General features: G+C 59.2%; 17 protein-coding genes and 1 tRNA gene. 14 read left to right on the top strand and 4 right to left on the bottom strand.

Annotation, left to right across the window (positions count from 1 at the left end; all coding sequences use genetic code 11):
- Positions 1 to 71 precede the first annotated feature (71 nt).
- The 3 genes from HNQ50_RS15695 (at position 72) to HNQ50_RS15705 (ending at position 2,627) form a co-directional block, all read left to right on the top strand.
- On the top strand, positions 72 to 611 hold the full coding sequence (locus HNQ50_RS15695) for an iron transporter (RefSeq protein WP_184102141.1): 540 nt from the start codon (positions 72 to 74) through the stop codon (positions 609 to 611).
- A gap of 139 nt (positions 612 to 750) precedes the next feature.
- Complete coding sequence (locus HNQ50_RS15700; RefSeq protein ID WP_184102142.1) at positions 751 to 1,083, top strand: cupredoxin domain-containing protein; 333 nt, start codon at positions 751 to 753, stop codon at positions 1,081 to 1,083.
- Positions 1,084 to 1,241: 158 nt separating this feature from the next.
- A complete protein-coding gene (locus tag HNQ50_RS15705; RefSeq protein WP_184102143.1) occupies positions 1,242 to 2,627 on the top strand; it encodes a 4Fe-4S binding protein in 1,386 nt (461 codons plus the stop codon).
- Between the two features lie 61 nt (positions 2,628 to 2,688).
- Here HNQ50_RS15705 and HNQ50_RS15710 read toward each other — a convergent pair whose 3' ends face one another.
- From HNQ50_RS15710 to ispB, 4 genes are all read right to left on the bottom strand, one after another.
- Positions 2,689 to 3,351, bottom strand: coding sequence for a VC0807 family protein (locus HNQ50_RS15710; protein WP_184102144.1), 663 nt, complete (start codon positions 3,349 to 3,351; stop codon positions 2,689 to 2,691).
- Between the two features lie 93 nt (positions 3,352 to 3,444).
- A complete protein-coding gene (locus HNQ50_RS15715; protein WP_184102145.1) occupies positions 3,445 to 4,098 on the bottom strand; it encodes a phosphatase PAP2 family protein in 654 nt (217 codons plus the stop codon).
- A gap of 175 nt (positions 4,099 to 4,273) precedes the next feature.
- Positions 4,274 to 4,350: transfer RNA gene (locus tag HNQ50_RS15720), tRNA-Pro, on the bottom strand.
- Between the two features lie 66 nt (positions 4,351 to 4,416).
- Positions 4,417 to 5,379, bottom strand: a complete 963-nt coding sequence (gene ispB / locus HNQ50_RS15725) for an octaprenyl diphosphate synthase (RefSeq protein WP_184102146.1) — start codon at positions 5,377 to 5,379, stop codon at positions 4,417 to 4,419.
- Positions 5,380 to 5,671: 292 nt separating this feature from the next.
- Here ispB and rplU point away from each other — a divergent pair, with 292 nt between their 5' ends.
- The 11 genes from rplU to HNQ50_RS22505 all read left to right on the top strand — a co-directional run bounded on the left by rplU (position 5,672) and on the right by HNQ50_RS22505 (position 18,082).
- Positions 5,672 to 5,983 carry a 50S ribosomal protein L21 gene (rplU, locus tag HNQ50_RS15730; protein WP_184102147.1) on the top strand — a complete coding sequence of 104 codons (312 nt, stop codon included), beginning with the start codon at positions 5,672 to 5,674 and terminating at the stop codon, positions 5,981 to 5,983.
- A 21-nt stretch (positions 5,984 to 6,004) separates the two neighbouring features.
- On the top strand, positions 6,005 to 6,286 hold the full coding sequence (rpmA, locus tag HNQ50_RS15735) for a 50S ribosomal protein L27 (protein WP_184102148.1): 282 nt from the start codon (positions 6,005 to 6,007) through the stop codon (positions 6,284 to 6,286).
- Positions 6,287 to 6,581: 295 nt separating this feature from the next.
- Complete coding sequence (gene obgE / locus HNQ50_RS15740; protein ID WP_184102149.1) at positions 6,582 to 7,763, top strand: GTPase ObgE; 1,182 nt, start codon at positions 6,582 to 6,584, stop codon at positions 7,761 to 7,763.
- Positions 7,760 to 8,620: a beta-1,6-N-acetylglucosaminyltransferase gene (locus HNQ50_RS15745; protein WP_184102150.1), complete on the top strand. Its 861-nt coding sequence runs from the start codon at positions 7,760 to 7,762 to the stop codon at positions 8,618 to 8,620. Before obgE ends, HNQ50_RS15745 begins: the two co-directional genes overlap by 4 nt.
- A 76-nt stretch (positions 8,621 to 8,696) precedes the next feature.
- On the top strand, positions 8,697 to 9,959 hold the full coding sequence (locus tag HNQ50_RS15750; protein ID WP_246428745.1) for a hypothetical protein: 1,263 nt from the start codon (positions 8,697 to 8,699) through the stop codon (positions 9,957 to 9,959).
- Positions 9,960 to 9,987: 28 nt separating this feature from the next.
- On the top strand, positions 9,988 to 10,638 hold the full coding sequence (locus tag HNQ50_RS15755) for a hypothetical protein (protein ID WP_184102152.1): 651 nt from the start codon (positions 9,988 to 9,990) through the stop codon (positions 10,636 to 10,638).
- An 11-nt stretch (positions 10,639 to 10,649) separates the two neighbouring features.
- On the top strand, positions 10,650 to 11,360 hold the full coding sequence (locus tag HNQ50_RS15760; protein ID WP_184102153.1) for a hypothetical protein: 711 nt from the start codon (positions 10,650 to 10,652) through the stop codon (positions 11,358 to 11,360).
- On the top strand, positions 11,360 to 14,173 hold the full coding sequence (locus tag HNQ50_RS15765) for an AAA family ATPase (protein WP_184102154.1): 2,814 nt from the start codon (positions 11,360 to 11,362) through the stop codon (positions 14,171 to 14,173). Before HNQ50_RS15760 ends, HNQ50_RS15765 begins: the two co-directional genes overlap by 1 nt.
- Positions 14,174 to 14,179: 6 nt before the next feature.
- Positions 14,180 to 15,397: a DUF2399 domain-containing protein gene (locus HNQ50_RS15770; protein WP_184102155.1), complete on the top strand. Its 1,218-nt coding sequence runs from the start codon at positions 14,180 to 14,182 to the stop codon at positions 15,395 to 15,397.
- The gene (locus tag HNQ50_RS15775; protein WP_184102156.1) at positions 15,394 to 15,741 is read left to right on the top strand and encodes an MmcQ/YjbR family DNA-binding protein; all 348 of its coding nucleotides are present in this window, start codon (positions 15,394 to 15,396) and stop codon (positions 15,739 to 15,741) included. Before HNQ50_RS15770 ends, HNQ50_RS15775 begins: the two co-directional genes overlap by 4 nt.
- A 4-nt stretch (positions 15,742 to 15,745) precedes the next feature.
- Positions 15,746 to 18,082 (top strand): THUMP domain-containing protein, encoded by a 2,337-nt coding sequence (locus tag HNQ50_RS22505; RefSeq protein WP_184102157.1) that lies wholly within the window; start codon positions 15,746 to 15,748, stop codon positions 18,080 to 18,082.
- Positions 18,083 to 18,409 lie beyond the last annotated feature (327 nt).

Consider the following 18,409-nt stretch of genomic DNA (forward strand, 5'->3'; position numbering starts at 1 on the left):
TCAAATTAATATCACAAATATCAACAACCGCACCTGCGCTGATACTCAACTTCTGACGAGGTAACTACATAATGCGTGTTTCGATTCTGGCTGGCGCCGTTGCCGCGCTGACTCTGACTGCTTCGGCCTGGGCGGCTGAATACCCGATTGGCAAGCCGCTGCTCAAGGGCGGCATGGAAATCGGTGCGGTCTATCTGCAGCCGATCAAAATGGATCCGGAAGGCATGATGCGCAAGGCGGAAGAATCGGACATTCACCTTGAGGCCGATATCCACGCGCTGAAAAACAATCCCAACGGTTTTGCCGAAGGGGAATGGATGCCGGCGCTGCTGGTGAAGTATGAAGTCACCAAGGTGGGCACCAACCAGAAAGTGTCGGGCGACATGATGGCCATGGTTGCCAATGATGGCCCGCATTATGGCGACAACGTCAAACTGTTTGGCCCGGGCAAATACAAGCTGCACCTGACCATTCTGCCGCCATCCAGGAACCCGATGGGCCATTTTGGCCGTCACGTGGATAAAGAAACCGGCGTGGGTCCGTGGTTTGACACCATCACCAACGACTATGAATTTACCTTCGCCGGCACCGGCAAGAAGGGCGGCTACTGATCGATCGGTAGGCTCGACCGAAAACACACTGGGCGTGCGGCACGGCTGCGCGCCCTTTTGTGCTTGAAGCGGCAGCATTATGCTGTTGTCATCTCGCCCGCAACAAGGCGACCTGAATGTTGTAAAAGGAACGAGACCAATGCGTAAGACCCTGTTTGCGCTGACCCTGGCGCTGGCGTCCCTGAGCGGGACCGTGCTGGCTGATGACACGCATGAAGTCAAAATCGAATTCAAGGACGGCAAGGCAAACCCGACCGTGCTTAATGTGCCCGCTGGCAAGAAAATCCGCGTGGTATTGAGCAATACCGGGACGCAGGCGGCCGAGTTCGAAAGCACGCAGCTGCGCAAGGAAAAAGTGCTGGGCCCTGGCGTGACCTCGTTTGTGATCCTGGCACCGCTCTCTCCGGGCGAATACACCTGGTTTGATGATTTTCATCAAGCCACCGCCAAGGGCAAGATCATCGCGAAATGAGTGTTTGCCGCGAACGGGCCAGTTGGCGTGTTCGCGGTGCTGAATCAGATGAATCACGTAATACCGGCAGTTTCTGGAGAATGCTAAGCATTCTCACCAGGTAAGCCGTTATGATGTGCGGCATGACGGCAGGAAAGAAGGCGGCAGCAATGCAGCAAATGAGTAGTATCCAGGCAAAGAAAACGGTACTGGCCAGCGCAGGCGACTGGCTGGCGCGGCACCGTGGCGCCATCATTGCGGCCCAGTGGGTGGTGGTGGTGTTTTATGTCTCGCTGCTGGTGTTGCCGGTGTTGCAGCCTCTGCCGGATTCGGACGCGCGCATCCTCAATAATCTGACGGTGTTTGCGCAGTTCCTGTTCTGGGGGATCTGGTGGCCGTTCGTGCTGCTGTCCATGGTGCTGTTTGGCCGCTTATGGTGTGGTGTGCTGTGCCCGGAGGGGGCGCTCTCTGAATGGAGTAGCCGCTTTGGCCTGAACCTGCCGCTGCCACGCTGGATGCGCTGGTCCGGTTGGCCGTTTGTGGCCTTTGCCGGGACCACCATCTACGGCCAGATGGTCAGCGTGTATCAGTATCCCAAAGCGGTGATTGTGGTGTTGGGCGGCTCTACCGTAGCGGCCATGATCATTGGCTTTGTCTATGCGCGCGATCGCCGCGCCTGGTGCAAGTATCTGTGCCCGGTGAATGGCGTGTTCAACATGCTCTCACGCCTGGCGCCCATCCACTTCAAGGTGGATAAAGCGGCCTGGAAACAGTCTTATCACAGCCATAAAGTGATCCCGATTGTCTGTGCGCCGATGGTGCCGATGCGCGATATGCAAGGTAATGCCGACTGCCATATGTGTGGCCGCTGCAGTAGCCATCGCGACGCGATTACGCTGTCCGTACGTCCCCCCAATGATGAAGTCGTGCGCGTGGGCCCGCCCAAAGATGCGCGCTGGCAAACCGTGCTGGTGTTGTTTGGCATGCTCGGTCTGGCGATTGGCGCGTTCCAGTGGACGGTGAGCCCGTGGATGGTCGCCATCAAGCAGAGCCTGGCGGAATGGCTGATCAACCAGAACATCATGTGGCCGCTGGAACAATCCCTGCCCTGGTTCATCTTCACCAATTATCCCAAGCAAAACGACGTGTTCACCTTGCTGGATGGCACGCTCGTAGTGACGTGGATTGTCGCGGTCGGCCTGATCATGGGCTCGGCGCTCAGTGTGTTGCTGGCGCTGGCGAACCGCCTGTTGGGCGCGTGGCAGACCCGGCGCTTCCATCACCTGGTGCTGGGGCTGATCCCGCTGGCGGGCTGTGGCTTGTTCCTGGGGTTGTCGGCGACCTCAATCACCATTCTCAAGCCGGAAGGGGTCTCGCTGGTCTGGGTGAGCCCGGTCCGGATCACCATGCTGGTGCTGGCTAATCTGTGGAGTCTGGGGCTGGTCAGCGGGATTGTGCGGCAGTACGCCGCGCCGCTGTGGCGCAAGGTTTCCGCCTGTGTGATGTTTGCTGGCGCGCTGGCACTGATTGACCTGACCTGGTGGTTGATGTTCTGGGGTTGGTGAGCGGCATCATCTGGATCGAAAAAAAGCCCGTCGCAGTGACGGGCTTTTTTTGTGGGTGCCCTCAGGCTGTCGGGGCGGCTTGCCCGACAATGCCGCGGCCATTGCGGCGTAGTTGCTGGCGATACCACCACGTCCAGCCCCCCAGCGCGGCATAGATGCCGTAGCTCAGCCACGGTGCGATTAGCAGAAACTGGGCGACCGGGATGAGTTTGATCAACCACAGACGCAGCAGTGCCTCGGCCAGCAGGCCAATGCCCCACACCAGCGTCATCAACGTCATCCAGCCGGCCACGCGCCCATTGGCATCAATAAACAGCTGCTCGAACCGTGCCTGGCTAAAGCCCGACTCGCGGGCCAGTGTGGCTTGGGCCAGGTAGTACGTGAGCGGCCGACGCAGCAGCGCGGACACCAGAAAAGCCAGGCCGATCGCCCCGGTGATCAGGGACTCGCGCATCAGCATCAAGGTGGGGCTGCCGCCCAGCAACACCGCACCCAGCGACAATAAAATACCGGCGACCACCAGCAGGCTCATCGCATCAACGCGCCGATTGCGAATGAGTTCGATGATGCTCCAGATGACCGGTGGCGCGGCGGAAGCCAGCAAGGCATTGTGCTCGCCCCAACGCGGCTGCACTTGCTGATAAACCAGCCAGGGCAACACAAAATTGACGATGATCTCCAGCACAAAGGCCGGCTTGAGTCGACGCAGCAGGTTGATGATCATGATGATTGCCTGGTGAGCGGTGGGAATGGCGTTCAGTATGCGGGCCGCTAGCGGGCGTGTCGGCCTGTGCGACGAACTGCCGGAAAAGCCGGATCAAACGCCCCAGGGGTCGATGTAGCGCAATTTGCGATAGGGACTATTGGGCCAGGCGGTATAGCGGTTGTACGCCACGGGCCGGCCGGACATGGCAATCGCCCAGTGCGCAATGGCGCTTTGCGTCGGAGCGCGTTCGCCATGCAGACCGCACATCACCATGATCACAATGGCGCTTGCCAGCACAAAGTGATGTGTTGGGCGTGAATCGAGCGCGGATAACCAGGTCCAGGTCATGCTGACCAGGGAGCCGAGCGCCACGCCCGCCACAACTTCGGAGCTAGAGTGCTTGTGCAGGACCAGCCGGGAAATGCCAATCAGCAGGGCAAATAACCAGCCCAGTAGCCAGGCCCACGCATGATTGCGCGGCGGCATGCGCTGCACAATCCACACCGCCAGCGTGGGATACACCGCCATCGACAGGGTGGTGTGCCCGCTGGGGCCAGTGAAGTCCAGCGCCTCAATGCCAATACCCCAGCCCAGGAAGGCCAGTTTGGCCCCCAGTACGACGGCAAGGGTGGGGATAAACAGCAACAGCCAGATCGTGGCGCAGCGCCAGGCTTTTTCGTACAACATCCAGCCCACCAGTACGGCCGCCACGGGCAGCAACAGTGCCGAATCGCCAAAGTTGGTCACGATCTGCCAGGCGTTCATGAAAGTCCTGTGAGTGGGTCTGCTGAGGGTCTGACTGTCTTTATCTGTAATTGTTGCAGTGCAACTGTGAGAATAGCCAGAAAATCGATGTGCCTCTGGTGGCATTGTGAACCATCTTGAGCGCAAACGAAAAAGCCGGATCAGCATGTGCTGAATCCGGCTTTTTCGTGAAATCTGGTCGGGGTGAGAGGATTCGAACCTCCGGCCTCTACGTCCCGAACGTAGCGCTCTACCAGGCTAAGCTACACCCCGATTTCTGGCCTTCGCAGGCGCGTGGGCTGCGAAGAACGGCGATTATGTCTGCGGTCAGAAAAGCTGTCAACTGTTTCGATTGATGGCCAGATCAGCCAATGCAATCAGCGCACGACGGGCCGGGCTGTCAGGTACGCCTTCCAGTTCAGCCTTGGCGCGCTCCGATTCTGCGGTCGCAATTTTGCGGGCGTAATCGAGTGCGCCGGTGGCGTGGATGGCACGGCTGACATCATCAAAACGGTCGCGGCTGGCATGAGTCAGCGCCTCTCGCACGGCGGTGGCGTGTTCCGGGCTGCCGTTGCGCATGACATAAATCAGCGGCAGTGTCGGCTTGCCCTCGGCCAGATCGTCGCCCAGATTCTTGCCGATTTCTTCCGTATGACCGGAGTAATCGAGCACATCGTCGATAATCTGGAAGGCGGTGCCAAGATGCATGCCATAACGGGCAAACGCGGCTTCCGTGGCCGTATCTGCGTCAGCCAGGATGGCGCCAAGGCGCGATGCCGCTTCAAACAGTTTGGCTGTCTTGTACTGGATCACACGCAGGTAGCCGGCTTCGTCGATATCCACGTTGCCGATATTCATCAGTTGCAGGACTTCACCTTCTGCAATGATGTTGGTGGCCTCAGCCAGTACTTCCATGACGCGCATGGAGCCGACAGAGACCATCATCTGGAACGAGCGGGTATAGACGAAATCCCCGACCAGCACGCTGGCGGCATTGCCGAACAGGGCGTTGGCGGTTTCCCGGCCGCGCCGCAGTTCAGATTCATCCACCACATCGTCATGCAGCAAGGTGGCGGTATGGATGAACTCGATCACCGCCGCCAGGGTCAGATGATGCTCGCCCTGATAGCCCAGTGCTTTGGCGGTGAGCAGCACCATGATGGGGCGCAGCCGCTTGCCGCCGGAAGAAACAATGTACTCACCGACCTGGCGCACCAGCACGACATCTGAATAGAGCTGTTTGCGAATCAGGGCGTCAACCGCCGTCATGTCCTGGTCGACGACCGATTTGACCAACTCCATTGCCACGAGCGCCTCGCTTGAACTGGTATTGAATAAACACGCAATTTTAGCATGGAACGGCCGCATTCTTCGATCGCGTTTGTGCCAGAGCAAGGAGTTCCGCAAACAAACGGCTTTTTGGCAGGGTGCGGCCGGGGCTACCCGCGCGGTTTGTGCGTGGGTTTGAAATGGGTTAAGTGTTTGACGTGTAAAGAAGATCAGCGTATAGTCGCCGATTCTTTCCGCACGGGCGGGAAGGCTGCGCCCTTCAAAGGCGCGGTTTTTTGGGTGCAAACTCTTTGGAGCTTGTTAAATGTATGCAGTCGTAAAAACCGGTGGCAAGCAGTACAAAGTTGTCGTCGGCGAAAAACTTAAAGTAGAACAGATTGCTGCAGACATCGACAGCCAGATCGTACTGAATGAAGTATTGATGGTGGCAAACGGTGATGCAGTGACGATCGGGACCCCTGTGGTTGCCGGCGCCGCCATCAAGGCAACTGTCGTGTCGCATGGTCGTGGTGAGAAGGTTCGCATTTTCAAGATGCGTCGCCGTAAGCACTACCAGAAGCACGGCGGTCATCGCCAGAACTACACTGAAATCCGCATCGATTCCATCGACGCGTAATCTATCAGGAGCTAACTTACCATGGCACACAAAAAAGCTGGCGGTAGTTCCCGTAACGGCCGCGACTCGCATGCCAAACGTCTGGGCGTCAAAGCCTACGGTGGCGAGCTGATCAACGCTGGTTCGATCATCGTGCGTCAACGCGGTACCGAATTCCATCCTGGTACCAATGTTGGTATGGGCAAGGATCACACCCTGTTCGCGCTGGTCGATGGTTACGTGAAGTTCATGATCAAGGGCGCGCAAAAGCGTCGCACCGTGTTCATCGAGCCGTACGAAGGTGAAGTAATCGAAGTTGCTTGAAGCAACATTGATGACTGAACACAAAAGCCCTGTCTAGTGATGGGGCTTTTTGTTTATGGGCAGACTTTTTTGTCTGCTCTCCGGCTAACTGGACAGTGTATCCGGCGGGCCGAACCAGATTGTTTGATATTTGCCGTTGTTGCGCTCTGAAACGGCACTATTTATATAATGTTTGTTCATCCGTGCGCCCGGAGCCTGGGTTGCAACGGTTTTTTGGGGCGCTGGTCGCATACAAGGCGACCAGTTTTGTGAATACCGTTCACGCCTAACCCCTCACTGGAAAGCAGAATTCACCATGAAATTCATTGACGAAGCCAGAATCGAAGTCATCGCCGGTAAAGGCGGAAAAGGGTCGGCCAGTATGCGCCGCGAAAAATTCATCCCGCGCGGTGGCCCGGACGGCGGCGACGGTGGCCGTGGCGGTAGTCTGTGGGCGGTGGCGGATGAAGACATCAATACCCTGGTGGACTACCGCTTCGTCAAGAAATACAAGGCAGAAGATGGCGAATCCGGTCGCGGTGCAGATTGCTACGGCGCTGCAGGCGACGATATCGAACTGCGCATGCCGGTCGGTACCATGATCATTGATGCCGAGACCGAAGAGGTCGTGGCCGATCTGACCCACAACGGCCAACGCATTTGCGTCGCCAAAGGCGGCAAGGGCGGTTGGGGCAATATCCACTTCAAGTCATCCGTCAACCGCGCACCGCGTCAGACCACGCCGGGTGAGGCGGGTGAACGTCGTGAATTGAAGCTGGAGCTGAAAGTGCTGGCCGACGTCGGTCTGTTGGGCATGCCCAATGCCGGCAAGTCGACGTTTATTCGTGCCGTCTCCGCTGCCAAGCCGAAAGTGGCCGATTACCCCTTTACCACGCTGCACCCCAATCTGGGCGTAGTGCGTATTGATGACAACCGTAGCTTTGTCGTGGCCGATATCCCCGGTCTGATTGAAGGTGCGGCAGAAGGCGCGGGTCTGGGGCATCGCTTCCTTAAGCATCTGACCCGTACCGGTGTGCTGCTGCACATTGTCGATCTGGCGCCGTTTGATGAAGGCACCGATCCGGTGGCAGAAGCCAAGGCCATTGTGGAAGAACTGCGCAAGTACGACGAAGAGCTGCATGACAAACCACGCTGGCTGGTGCTGAACAAGCTCGATATGGTGCCGGAAGAAGAGCGCGCCGAACGTGTCGCCAATTTCCTGAAGGAATACGGCTGGGATGGCGGCGAGCCAGACCCGTACAAGCCGTTTGATCCGATGCAGCGCCGCATGTTCACCATTTCTGGCCTGACGGGCGATGGTTGTCGTGAACTGACCTGGGCCATTATGGATTACCTCGATGCCGTGCGCGCGCTGCGCAAGGAAGAGGCCGCCCACGCTGCTGATCACGCGCCGACACCCACGCCCAATGTGTGTGAAGGGCTGACGCCGGAAGCATGCGCAGCTGCGCTGCGTCACGTCGACGGCGACGAGGCTTGAGCCTTTCCATTGCCTGTCTGATCCTGGCGCATGGCCAGCCAGCCCAGTTGGGCCGGCTGGTTACGCGCCTGTCTGCGCCCGGCGTGCGCTGCTATCTGCACATTGACGCCAACACCGACCAGACTACGTTTGACGCCATCACGGCCGCCATGCCGGCGGCTGCGGCGGTGACGTTCATTGCCCGCCGGCCCTGTCGTTGGGGTGGTTTTTCCCTCGTCGCGGCAACGCTTGATCTGATCCGGGCAGCGCAACAAGATGGTTTTGATTGGGCTGTATTGCTCTCGGGCGCCGATTACCCCGTTAAAACAGCAGCACAGATCAGCACATTCCTCGCCAATACGACTGCCGCCGGTTTTATTGATATCCGCTCGCAAGACGAGTTTGACGTGCGCTACCGCTGGCAGGCTTTCTTCCCGGAAGCACTTAACGGCACGCGGGCTGGCAAAGCGTTGCAAAAGCTGCAGCGTGGCCTGAACCGCGCCGGTTTGCGGCGGAGCCTGCCTGCGCCGCTTGCCTCGGTCTGGGCCGGATCGCAATGGTGGTGTCTTTCTGCCGCCGCTTGTGCCGCGTTGACCGGGTTGGTCGATGCGCATCCGGCCGTGCTGGCATTTTTTGCGACGACACTGGTGCCAGATGAAATGTTTGTCCAGACCGTACTGATGGCGACGCCCATCGGGCCTCAACTGGTCACCCATAACCTGCATGCACTGCGCTGGCAGCAAGACGCCTGGTCGCCGAACGTCTTTACCGCAGAGGACGTACCCGCGTTGATTGGCGGGCCCGCACTGTTTGCGCGCAAGTTCGCCGCGAATGGTGAGGTTACCGACGTGATCGACGCCACGCTGTACCCGCAGTGATCTGCCTGGTTACTGCCATAAAACGTGTGCAAACGCGTAAAATGCGCCCTTTCCGAATACAACGCGCCGCATGTCCATGACGGAATCTCCGCTTGCCGAATTTTTCCAGCCCGGTTTCAACCCGGCTGATCTGGCGCCGCTGGCGAGCCTTTTGCGCGCGCGCGAATCCCTCGGTGCATTGATCACTTTGTTTCGCGGTGGCGAAGATGAAGTGATGGTGCGGCTGTTGATCCTGCGCGTGATCGGTTCACGTGCCGATGCGCCGCGCTGGCGTCCGCAAGAACTGGAAACGCATTTCTCCTACATCAACCCGATCAAGCGCGACACCGTGCTCAAGCGCCTGCGTGAAAACGGTTTGCTGGTGTGGGATAGCGACGAAGGCTTGTATAGCCTGTCCGAATCCGCCCGCATTGCGCTCGCCGCGATTGCCACACTGACCCAGTTTGCAGATGGAGATGCCGAACTGGGTTATCTGACCGCACAAGTCGCGGCCGGGCAGGCGGTGGGCAATGTCTCGCCAGAAGCCCTCCAGCATCTGCATGCACGCCTGAACGAATTGCATACGGACTTTGAGGAGGCGCTGGAGTCTCAGTCCGAGTTCCAGATCCGCAAGGCGCGCGCCAAACTGCAAAGTGTGTGGAGCTGGGTAGAGAAGGGCACGGAGGTGGTTCGCACGGTGCTCGAAGACGAATCCGGCGAGCGGCACGTCCAGCAGGTGGCACAGGCGATTGCGCTGGCGCAGGGGCGCATGTTGCGCATGACCAGCGTATTCCAGCGACGGCTGGCCGAACTGGGTGCACAGCGTGTGCATCTTGGGCAGTCCGGGCTGACTTCGACCAACGTGGCGGACTGGCTGCGCGAGCGCTCGCAAGAAGAACTGGCCGGGCTGGGGCGCGATCTGCTCAGTTTCCACCCGGAGCCGGGCTTTGTGGTGTCTGATATCTTGCTGGACGTCACCGAATTTGAATTGCTGGAACGCGAACGCGACCAGATCACGGACTCAGCCCTGCCTTCATCCGAGTTCTCTCCGTCAGTGACCGCGCTGGAGGCAGAGCGGCTGGTGCATGCCGAAGAACTGTTTGCCCTCTTGCAGGGGATTGATCTGGAAACGCCGCTGGCCAACGCTGTGCTGGCGGATACGTACCCGGAAACCGCCTACCGGCTCTCGCTGTTATCCCTGTTGGGTGATCAGGAGGCCGCGCTGGAACAAAGCGTGGTGGCAGACCTTGTGAAGCTGCCGCTGGCGTTTGTGACTGAAGATGCTGTGGATGAAATAGATCACCCAGATGTCGCCACGCTGACGCGTGGCAGTCTGCGGCCGTTAGGCGGTGTAAAATGATTGCAGTTAATCGCAATCAGGTCTGAACATGAGTCTGCTGGATGATTTGAAAAAACAGGCACAGTCCCGCGCCGTGGATGACGCTCAGGTGCGTGCTGAGCGTGAGCAGCGCGTTACTGCCGTTGATGAAGCGTTGCGGCGCGCTTTTGCCTGGCTGTATGAACTGACCGAACAACTGAAAGTGCTGCGCCCGGACAATCCGCGTCGTTATCTGATCTGGGGTGTGGGGGAATGGCAAGGTCTCACCTTCGACAAGGCAGCGGTAGATATGCGCATGACGCGTATTGAGGCCGTTGATCGTGCCAGTTCGATTGAATTTGCAGTGATCTGGCATGCACCGCAACCGCTGATGGCCAGTTATACCTCGCAGTCTGAAGCGGGTTATCTCAAGGACAAGTTGTGGCAACTGGGTTGCCGGCTGGAAGAGAAAATCATCCGCAATGCAGAGAACCGCTTTGTGCGGGCAGTGCTTGAGATCGAACCCGTATTGCCCACCCGCTGGCGCTTTGAAGGCCTGCATGAAGAGGGTCAGATCAGACTGACCGTGCGCAATCTGGATGAATTGCGTGAAGACACCGTTTTGATTGCGCCCGATGCATGCGGCCCGGCGCTGTGCGAGGAGCTGGCCTGTGCGCTCCTTGGCAAGCCCAACCAAGTGGCCGCGCTGCTCAAACGCTAACCCGGATTTACATGGATCAAGCCCTTAATATTCTTGTGGCGCGGCTGTTGGCGCACCGTTTTCTCCCCCGCAAAGACCCACTGGCGCGCCGCGCGCTGGTCGACGAAGTATTCCGCGAGAGCCTGGAGCGCCGTCTGGAAGAATGCGGCCTGCAACTGCTGGAGAACCCCTACGCCGAGCATATTGCTGTCGGCCTCAAACCCGAAATGGAAGAGTGGGTGTTTGGCGAGGGAGAGAACTGGTTATCCAATAATATGGGCCTGCCACGTGATGCCATTGCCCTGTTGGTTGTGGTCTGGGCATTGATCATTCTGCCCAAGCGGGAGCGTCAGATTGCACGGGCCTCCACCGCCGGGGATACCCAGACGGATATGTTTGGCACCGAAAAGCCCATTGCCCGAGGTGAAGAGGTGGCACCCGGCGTGCCGGAAGACGCGGTATACGCTGACTTTGGCAAGAAACTGGGCGGCAAATCACGGTTCTCCATGAACCTGGGGCAACTGGCCAAGCTGGGGTTTGTGATACGCCGCAACAAGATGATCCATGAAGGCCCGTTGCTGGACTTGATGATCGACTACGCCAGACTCGCGCCGCGCATTATTGAAGGCGCACTGGCTGAAGTCCTCAAGCTCACCGGCACGCGTATCGCTGTAGATGATGACGCTAGCGGTGAGGATGATCCCGAAAACACCACCGAAACCGCCGCGGGGGAAGAAGTCTAATGTTCCAGATCCGCGAACTTGAAATGATCCACTGGGACTTCTGGCGCGCCATCCGCGTGCCGCTGGATGCCCAGATTGTCACCATCGTTGGCCCCAATGGTTCGGGCAAAACCACCTTGCTGGATGCCCTGCGCACGCTGCTGGCGCTCAAATGCTCCGGCCGGCGTGACTACAAGCGTTATGTGCGCAACAACCGGGAGAACTACGCCTGGTTGCGCGGCGTGGTCTCCAACCCGCGTCGCGAAGCGGGCGGCTTGTTTCCGACGCTGTTTTTCCCCGCGACGAGCGAGGTGGTCACGCTGTTTTGCCGTATCCGCAAGCAAGGCGGAGACTGGGTGCGCCAGTACGCTATTGCCGAAGGCGACGTCACGCTCGATGCCCAGACTGAAAGTGCGCTGCAGTGGCTCGGCGTAAATGAATACAAGCGCCGGCTGGAACAAGCCGGTTTGACACCGGCCATTGCCGAAGTGCTGGCACTGGAGCAGGGCGACACCGACAAATTGTGTGAGTACTCGCCCAAGGGCTTGCTGGAACTGGTGTTCCAGGTGTTTGGTGACAAGCAAGTGCTGGACCACTACGCCGAAGCCAAGTTGCGTCTGAAAGAGGCCGAAGGCGAGTTGTCCAAGATGGAACAGCAACTCAGTCAGGTCGGCCTGGATGTTGAGCGGCTGAAATTGCGAGCCAACAATTATCTGGAATGGCGTGCGCTGCAGGGCGATATCGAAAAGCTGGAACAGCAGGCGGTGCCCGCGCTCAAGTATGTGGAGCAGTGGGAAAGCCTGCGCGGGTATATCAATCAGTTCCGTGGCGCGCGCAAAACCCTGCGTCTGAAACAAGATGAACTCGACACCCTGGACGAACAGTATCGTGCCATTGCGACAGGACAGGAGTCCGCCCAGTCGCAAGAAGAAGCCGCTCGCAAAGAGCATGACGAGGCCTACGCCACTTTCCAGGTGACGCGTGACGCCGCTCGCGACAGCGAAAAGACCATGAAAGAGGCCGAGCGCCTGCGGCAATTGGCCGAGGCGGAGCACGGCGCGGACGGCGTGGCGCTGAATGACAAGCTGGCGCAACAGCGCGAAGCCGTCGGCAGGCTTAAACAAACCATCAAGCTGATGAAGGACGAGCGCCAGGAACTGGCGCAAGCGCAGTTTGCCTTGCAGCAAGGGCGGCAACCGCATCCGGATTTTGTAAACCGCATGCGCGCCGCGCTGGATGAAGCTGGCATTGCGCATCAACTACTGACCGAAATCGTGGAAGTGCGCGATCACACCTGGCAAGACGCGGTGGAAGCGCTGCTGGCACCGTACCGTCATATCATTTTGCTGAACCGCGCCAGCGACCGGAAAGCGGCATTTGGCATTGGTCAGCAACTGAAATACCGTCATTTCATCGTGCCCGAACGGGAGCCGGTAGAGCGCGCCAGCCGCAACTCGATTCTGGAAGTGGTCGATTTCAAGGCCGATGCGCCAGGCTGGCTGGTCAGCCTGTTGAACCGCACGCAGCGGGCCAAATCGGTTGCCGATGGCGACCATCTGGATGGCGACTGGATCACCCGCGACGCTTATCACAAGGAACGCCGCGGTGCGCGGGATATCTCCGCCCGCCCTGGGGATTACGCTTTCGGGGAGGCCGCACGGCAATCCCGTTTGAATGAAACGACACGCCGCTTGCGTGACCTGAATGAACAACTATTGGCCGACGAAGGCAAACTGGTTGAACTGGAACGCGATGTTTCAGCGCTGCAGCAGTCCTTGATGGGCATGCAGGCCGTGGTACAACTGGCCGCACGCCAGGAAGAGTTTGCCGCAGTGGCAGAGCGCTGGCCGGAAGAACAACGCCGCGTACAAGAAGCCGGCGCGGCGATGGCGATGGCGCAAGCCAGTTGGGACGAGGCCCGCAAGTTGCGGGAAGAAGGCCGGCTGGGTTACGAGAAGCTCAAGGATCGCCGCGAGCAACTGGACCGTGCAGTCAATGCCGAGCTGGAACAACTGGCCCGTCAGCGTGCTGAACAGACCCGTCGTCTTGATGATCTGCGCAAATCCCGTGCCGGCATGCCGGATGAAGTGCGGAGTATCGAACGCCTGCGCACGCTGCGGGACAAATATGGCTCTGCGCGCGAAGTGCAACACATGGTTGAACGGGAGCGTGAACGGCTGGCACAAATGGAATGGGAAACCGATCCCACCATTCTCGCCCGCCGCGATAAAGTAGCCGACGATTATCACGCGCTGGAAAACGATACCCACCTGCATCGCAACGAAGTCCAGCGCACAGAACATCTGACGGACGAGGCACGTGGCGCCTATATCAACAAGCTCAAGGCGACCGTGCGGGAGTACGGGCGCAACCTCAAACGCCTGGGCGAACTCTCCGGCATTGATGTTGAAACAGACTTGCCTCACCTGGATAACGACGACCTGGTGCTGTCGCAAGCCGGTTTGACGGTACGCTTTAACTTTGACCAGAAAGGCATGATGGGCCTGAACGATGGCGAGGCCTCGGGCGGGCAGCAGGTAATGAAGTCCTTGATCATGTTGATTGGCTTGATGATGGATGACGCCAATCCCTCCGGTTTTGTCTTCATTGATGAGCCGTTTGCTCACCTCGACATCTTCAACATTGACCGTGTCGGTGGCTTTTTGAAAGCCACCCAGGCGCAATACCTGATCACCACGCCGCTCACGCACAACACCAACGTCTACGGTCCCAGTGAGCTGACGCTGACCACGCGCAAGAAACAGCCCGGTGAAACCTGGGCACCGGTCATTGCACAAACGCGTCGGCGTATTCGTGCCGCAGCGGCGGAATAAACCTTAATGGAGCCAGACTGGCGCGCGCATGAATCTCGCCCGGGCTTGTTGACGCTTGGGCTTGCGGACGCGCCCGCAGGCATGGGACGCCGGCGCGTGCGCGCTGATCTGGATGAGCCGCAAGCTTTGGCGGACTGGCCGCGCGATCGCCGGCAATTGCTGCGCGATTGGCTCAAGCAAACGCGTGCGGAACATCCCAAGTGGATTGCCCTGCTGGACCAGGCCGGGCCAGAACAGCAGACGCTGGCCGTGGAAGCCTTGCTAGGCTTGCTGTTGCGGGGCTGGATTGAAATCGAAGAAGTCAGCAGTCGTGCCTCAGCCGGCGTGTGGCAGCCCCGATCCGTCAGTTGGCTGGATCTGCCGGCGTTACGAGCACAAGTAGGTCTGCTGGACCCGGTTGCAGAAAAGGCCAAACGCGAAAATCTGCGCTGGATGAGTGTCAGTGATGAGCGTCTTCTCAATATCCAGCTGGCCTTGGCCGGAAGTCCGGCGCGCGCCGTACCGGCCCGACGCCAGCTCTGTGATGCGTTGGCGCGCTGGCTGACGCAAGGCCGTGAAGGTTCACGTGAGCTGTTTGCCCGATTCGCCCGCAGCGTTGGCAGTATTCACCCGGCAGAGTGGCAATGGCTGGCGGAACATGTCGATCTGGTCGCCTGCGGTATTTCGGCGCATGCACCCCTGCTCTTGCTGGGAGGGCGTTGTACGTTGATCGCCAGGGGTTACGTATTGGTCGATCTGGCCGCGTTGCCGCAATATCTGGGGCTGACCCCGCAAAGTATTGCGGCCTGCGATCAACTGGCGGGTGTGCAGCAGTTGTGTGTGATCGAAAATCTATCCACTTTTGCCCGGGCTTGTGAGCGTGCCGAGCCCGGTGCGTTGATCTTGTATCAGCCAGGTTATGCCACGCCCGGGTGGCTGGAAAGCTTGCGCCATCTGGTGCGGTTGGCCGGTTGTCACGTCAGCATCAGCTGTGATTGTGACCCGTGGGGCATTGCGCTGGCGCTGCAAACCGGTGCCGCCGTCAGTCAGGCCGGTGCACAATGGCAAACCAGTGGCATGGATACCGCTACACTGATCTCATGCCCACAGCGCGCGGATCTGACCGATGCAGACCGGCGCCGGCTGGAACCATTGCTGACAAGCTCATTGCCACCTGAACTGGCGGCACTGGCCCAGGAGATGGATCGCCTGGGCCAGAAGGCCGAACAGGAACAATATCTATGAATCTGGATCAATTCCGGGCAAAGTGCGCAGCTTTGCCCGGCGTGACCCGCGACATCAAATGGCAGACGCGAGAGGTTTACTCTGTCGCTGACAAGATGTTTGCCGTGGTGAGTGCCGATACCGGTCAGGTCTCGCTCAAAGTAGAAAAAACACGGTTTCTGGAACTGACCGACCATCCCGGCGTGATACCCGCACCATACCTGGCGCGCCACGGCTGGATTGCCATCACCAACACTTACGTCTTGCCGGCTACAGAACTGGCTGGCCTGATCAACACTTCATGGCGCCTTGTGCGGGACAAACTGCCCGCCAAAATGCGTCACACCTTGCCTATCCCGGATTAATCCCATGAGCGACAAAAAAACCCTGAAACTGCCTCCCAAAGAGGCGGCTCAACCTGCCGGCAACGCACGGCGACCTTCCAGACCAGCCGGCCGTGCTGCGGCCTTCTCTGGCGGTCAGGCGCAAAAACCCTATCAGCAGGATCCAGCCTGGCAAGGTAAAAGTGAAGGCGAGGGCCGCGGGGGCGCTCGGCGTGACGGGGCCGACAAGCCCCGTTACCAGGGGGATCGGGACAATCGTAGCGAACGCCCGCAAGGTGATCGCCCGGCGTTCCGCCGTGACGACCGTGATGCACCGCGTGGCGATCGCCCTTATGCTGGCGATAAGCCGCGTTATCAAGGCGACCGGGATAACCGGGGTGACCGTCCGCAAGGCGATCGTCCGGCGTTCCGTCGTGATGACCGCGATGCGCCCCGTGGCGACCGTGGTTTTGCCAGCGACAAGCCGCGTTATCAAGGCGACCGGGATAACCGCAGTGACCGTCCCCAGGGGGATCGCCCGGCGTTTCAGCGAGATGACCGCAATGCGCCCCGTGGCGATCGTGGTTATGCTGGTGACAAACCGCGTTATCAAGGTGACCGGGACAATCGGAGCGAACGTCCGCAAGGGGATCGCCCATCCTGGCAGAGGGACGACGCGCCGCGAGCAGACCGTGGCGAGACCGGTGCCGATCGGCCGCGTTATCAGGGTGAGCGCGATAACCGCGCTGACCGTCCCCAGGGTGATCGCCCGGCTTTCCGGCGTGACGACCGCGATGCACCGCGTGGCGACCGGGGCTATGCCGGTGACAAACCGCGCTACCAAGGTGACCGGGACAACCGGGCTGACCGCCCACAAGGCGACCGTCCCGCGTTTCGCCGTGATGACCGGGATGCCCCGCGCCGCAATCCGGATGACCGTAGTTTCAGTGGCCAGGCACCGCGCCCGCGCCAGGATGGCGATCGGCCGGGCTTTGATCGTCCGCGTGGCGAATGGCAGGATCGTCCGCAGCGAGATGGTCGTGATGCTGGCTCGCGTGAGCGTCATGATTCATTTGCTGATCGGCCACGCCGTCAGGATGAGCGCTCGGAGCGTGCCCCGCGCCGCGATGGCAATGAAGGGGGCTATCAGTCCCGTAGTCATGGCCACCCGGCCCCGGGCGGCGGTGCTGCGCGGCAGACCGACGCCATTACCCGCCCCCTCGCTTTCGACTGGCAAGCCGTTCTGCACTTTTATACACCGTGCCCGCGCGGACTTGAGCGCTCGCTGGCCGATGAACTGGAACAACTCGGCGCCCAGGCCGTACTGGCGGGAGAGGGGGGTGTTGCCTTTGAAGGCCATGTTGACCTGATGTACAAAGTCAATCTGCACTCACGCTTCGCCAGCCGTGTGCTGCTGCGCCTGGACGAACGGGCCTACCGTAACGAGGCCGACCTGTATCGCCTTGCAACCCGTATCGACTGGCCGTCGCTGTTTGATGTTGCGCGCACTATCAAGGTCAATGTCACCGCCCAGCACAGCTCGCTGCGCAGCATTGATTTTGTTGCGCTCAAGATCAAAGACGCCATTTGTGACGTGTTCCGCACTATTAATGACGAACGTCCAAGTGTAGATACCCATGATCCGGATATCCGCATTCAAGTGTTCCTGACTGACCGGCTTGCCACACTCTATATAGACACCTCCGGCGAACCGCTGTTCAAGCGTGGTTATCGTCAAGAAAGCGTAGAAGCGCCGCTGCGTGAAAACCTGGCGGCGGGTCTGCTGGCGCTGGCGGGCTGGCGTGGTGACACCGCGGTATTTGATCCCATGTGCGGCAGTGGCACTTTCCTGATTGAAGCCGCGCAGATGGCGCTGAATCTTGCCCCGGGTCGGCTGCGCCAGTTCGGCTTCGAAAAGTTGTTCAGTTTTGATCCGCAAGTCTGGGGTCAATGCAAAGCACAGGCGGAAGAAGCCGCCAGAACAGAACTGGCTTTCCCTATCGTCGGCAGTGACCGTGACGTACACGCGGTGGATGCTGCCATGCGCAACATCGAAGCCGCCGGCCTTACCGGCAAGATCAAAGTTCAGGTGGGTGACGTATTACTCGCACAAGCCCCGGCCACGGAAGGGTTGCTGATTTCCAACCCGCCTTATGGCGTGCGTCTGGAAGAGCAAGAGCAGCTCGCCGTTTTCTACCCACAACTGGGCGATGCCCTCAAACAGCGATTCACCGGCTGGAATACCTATCTACTTACGGCCGACCTGCGCCTGCCCAAGTTGATTCGTCTGAATGCCACCAAGCGCATCCCCGTCTATAACGGTGCGCTGGACTGCCGCTTGTATGAGTTCAAAGTTGTGGCAGGTTCTAACCGCCAGAGCTAAGCACCTATATATCTATATATACGTGCGCACTGTGCGCCAGAAAACAGAAAGGCCGCCCTCAGGGCGGCCTTTCTGTTTTGGTGTTCGGTCTTTACTACTACAGCCAACCCCTTCACCGGGCGGTTTCAAACGGGTTTTCAGCGCTGAAATATCATTGCTTCATGAATCTGAAACAAATAAAAAACCAAATTTCCTTACGGATCAGGTGCTTGTTAAGCAGGCAGGAAATTTGTTGCAGGAAGGTGTTGACGGGTCCGGGGATGGTCCGTATAGTTCGGTTTCTCCGCTGCAGACACAACAGCGAAACGGCGAAAACGAAAGAGTTTA

The organism is Silvimonas terrae (genome assembly GCF_014202765.1).
Taxonomy (GTDB): Bacteria; Pseudomonadota; Gammaproteobacteria; order Burkholderiales; family Chitinibacteraceae; genus Silvimonas; species Silvimonas terrae.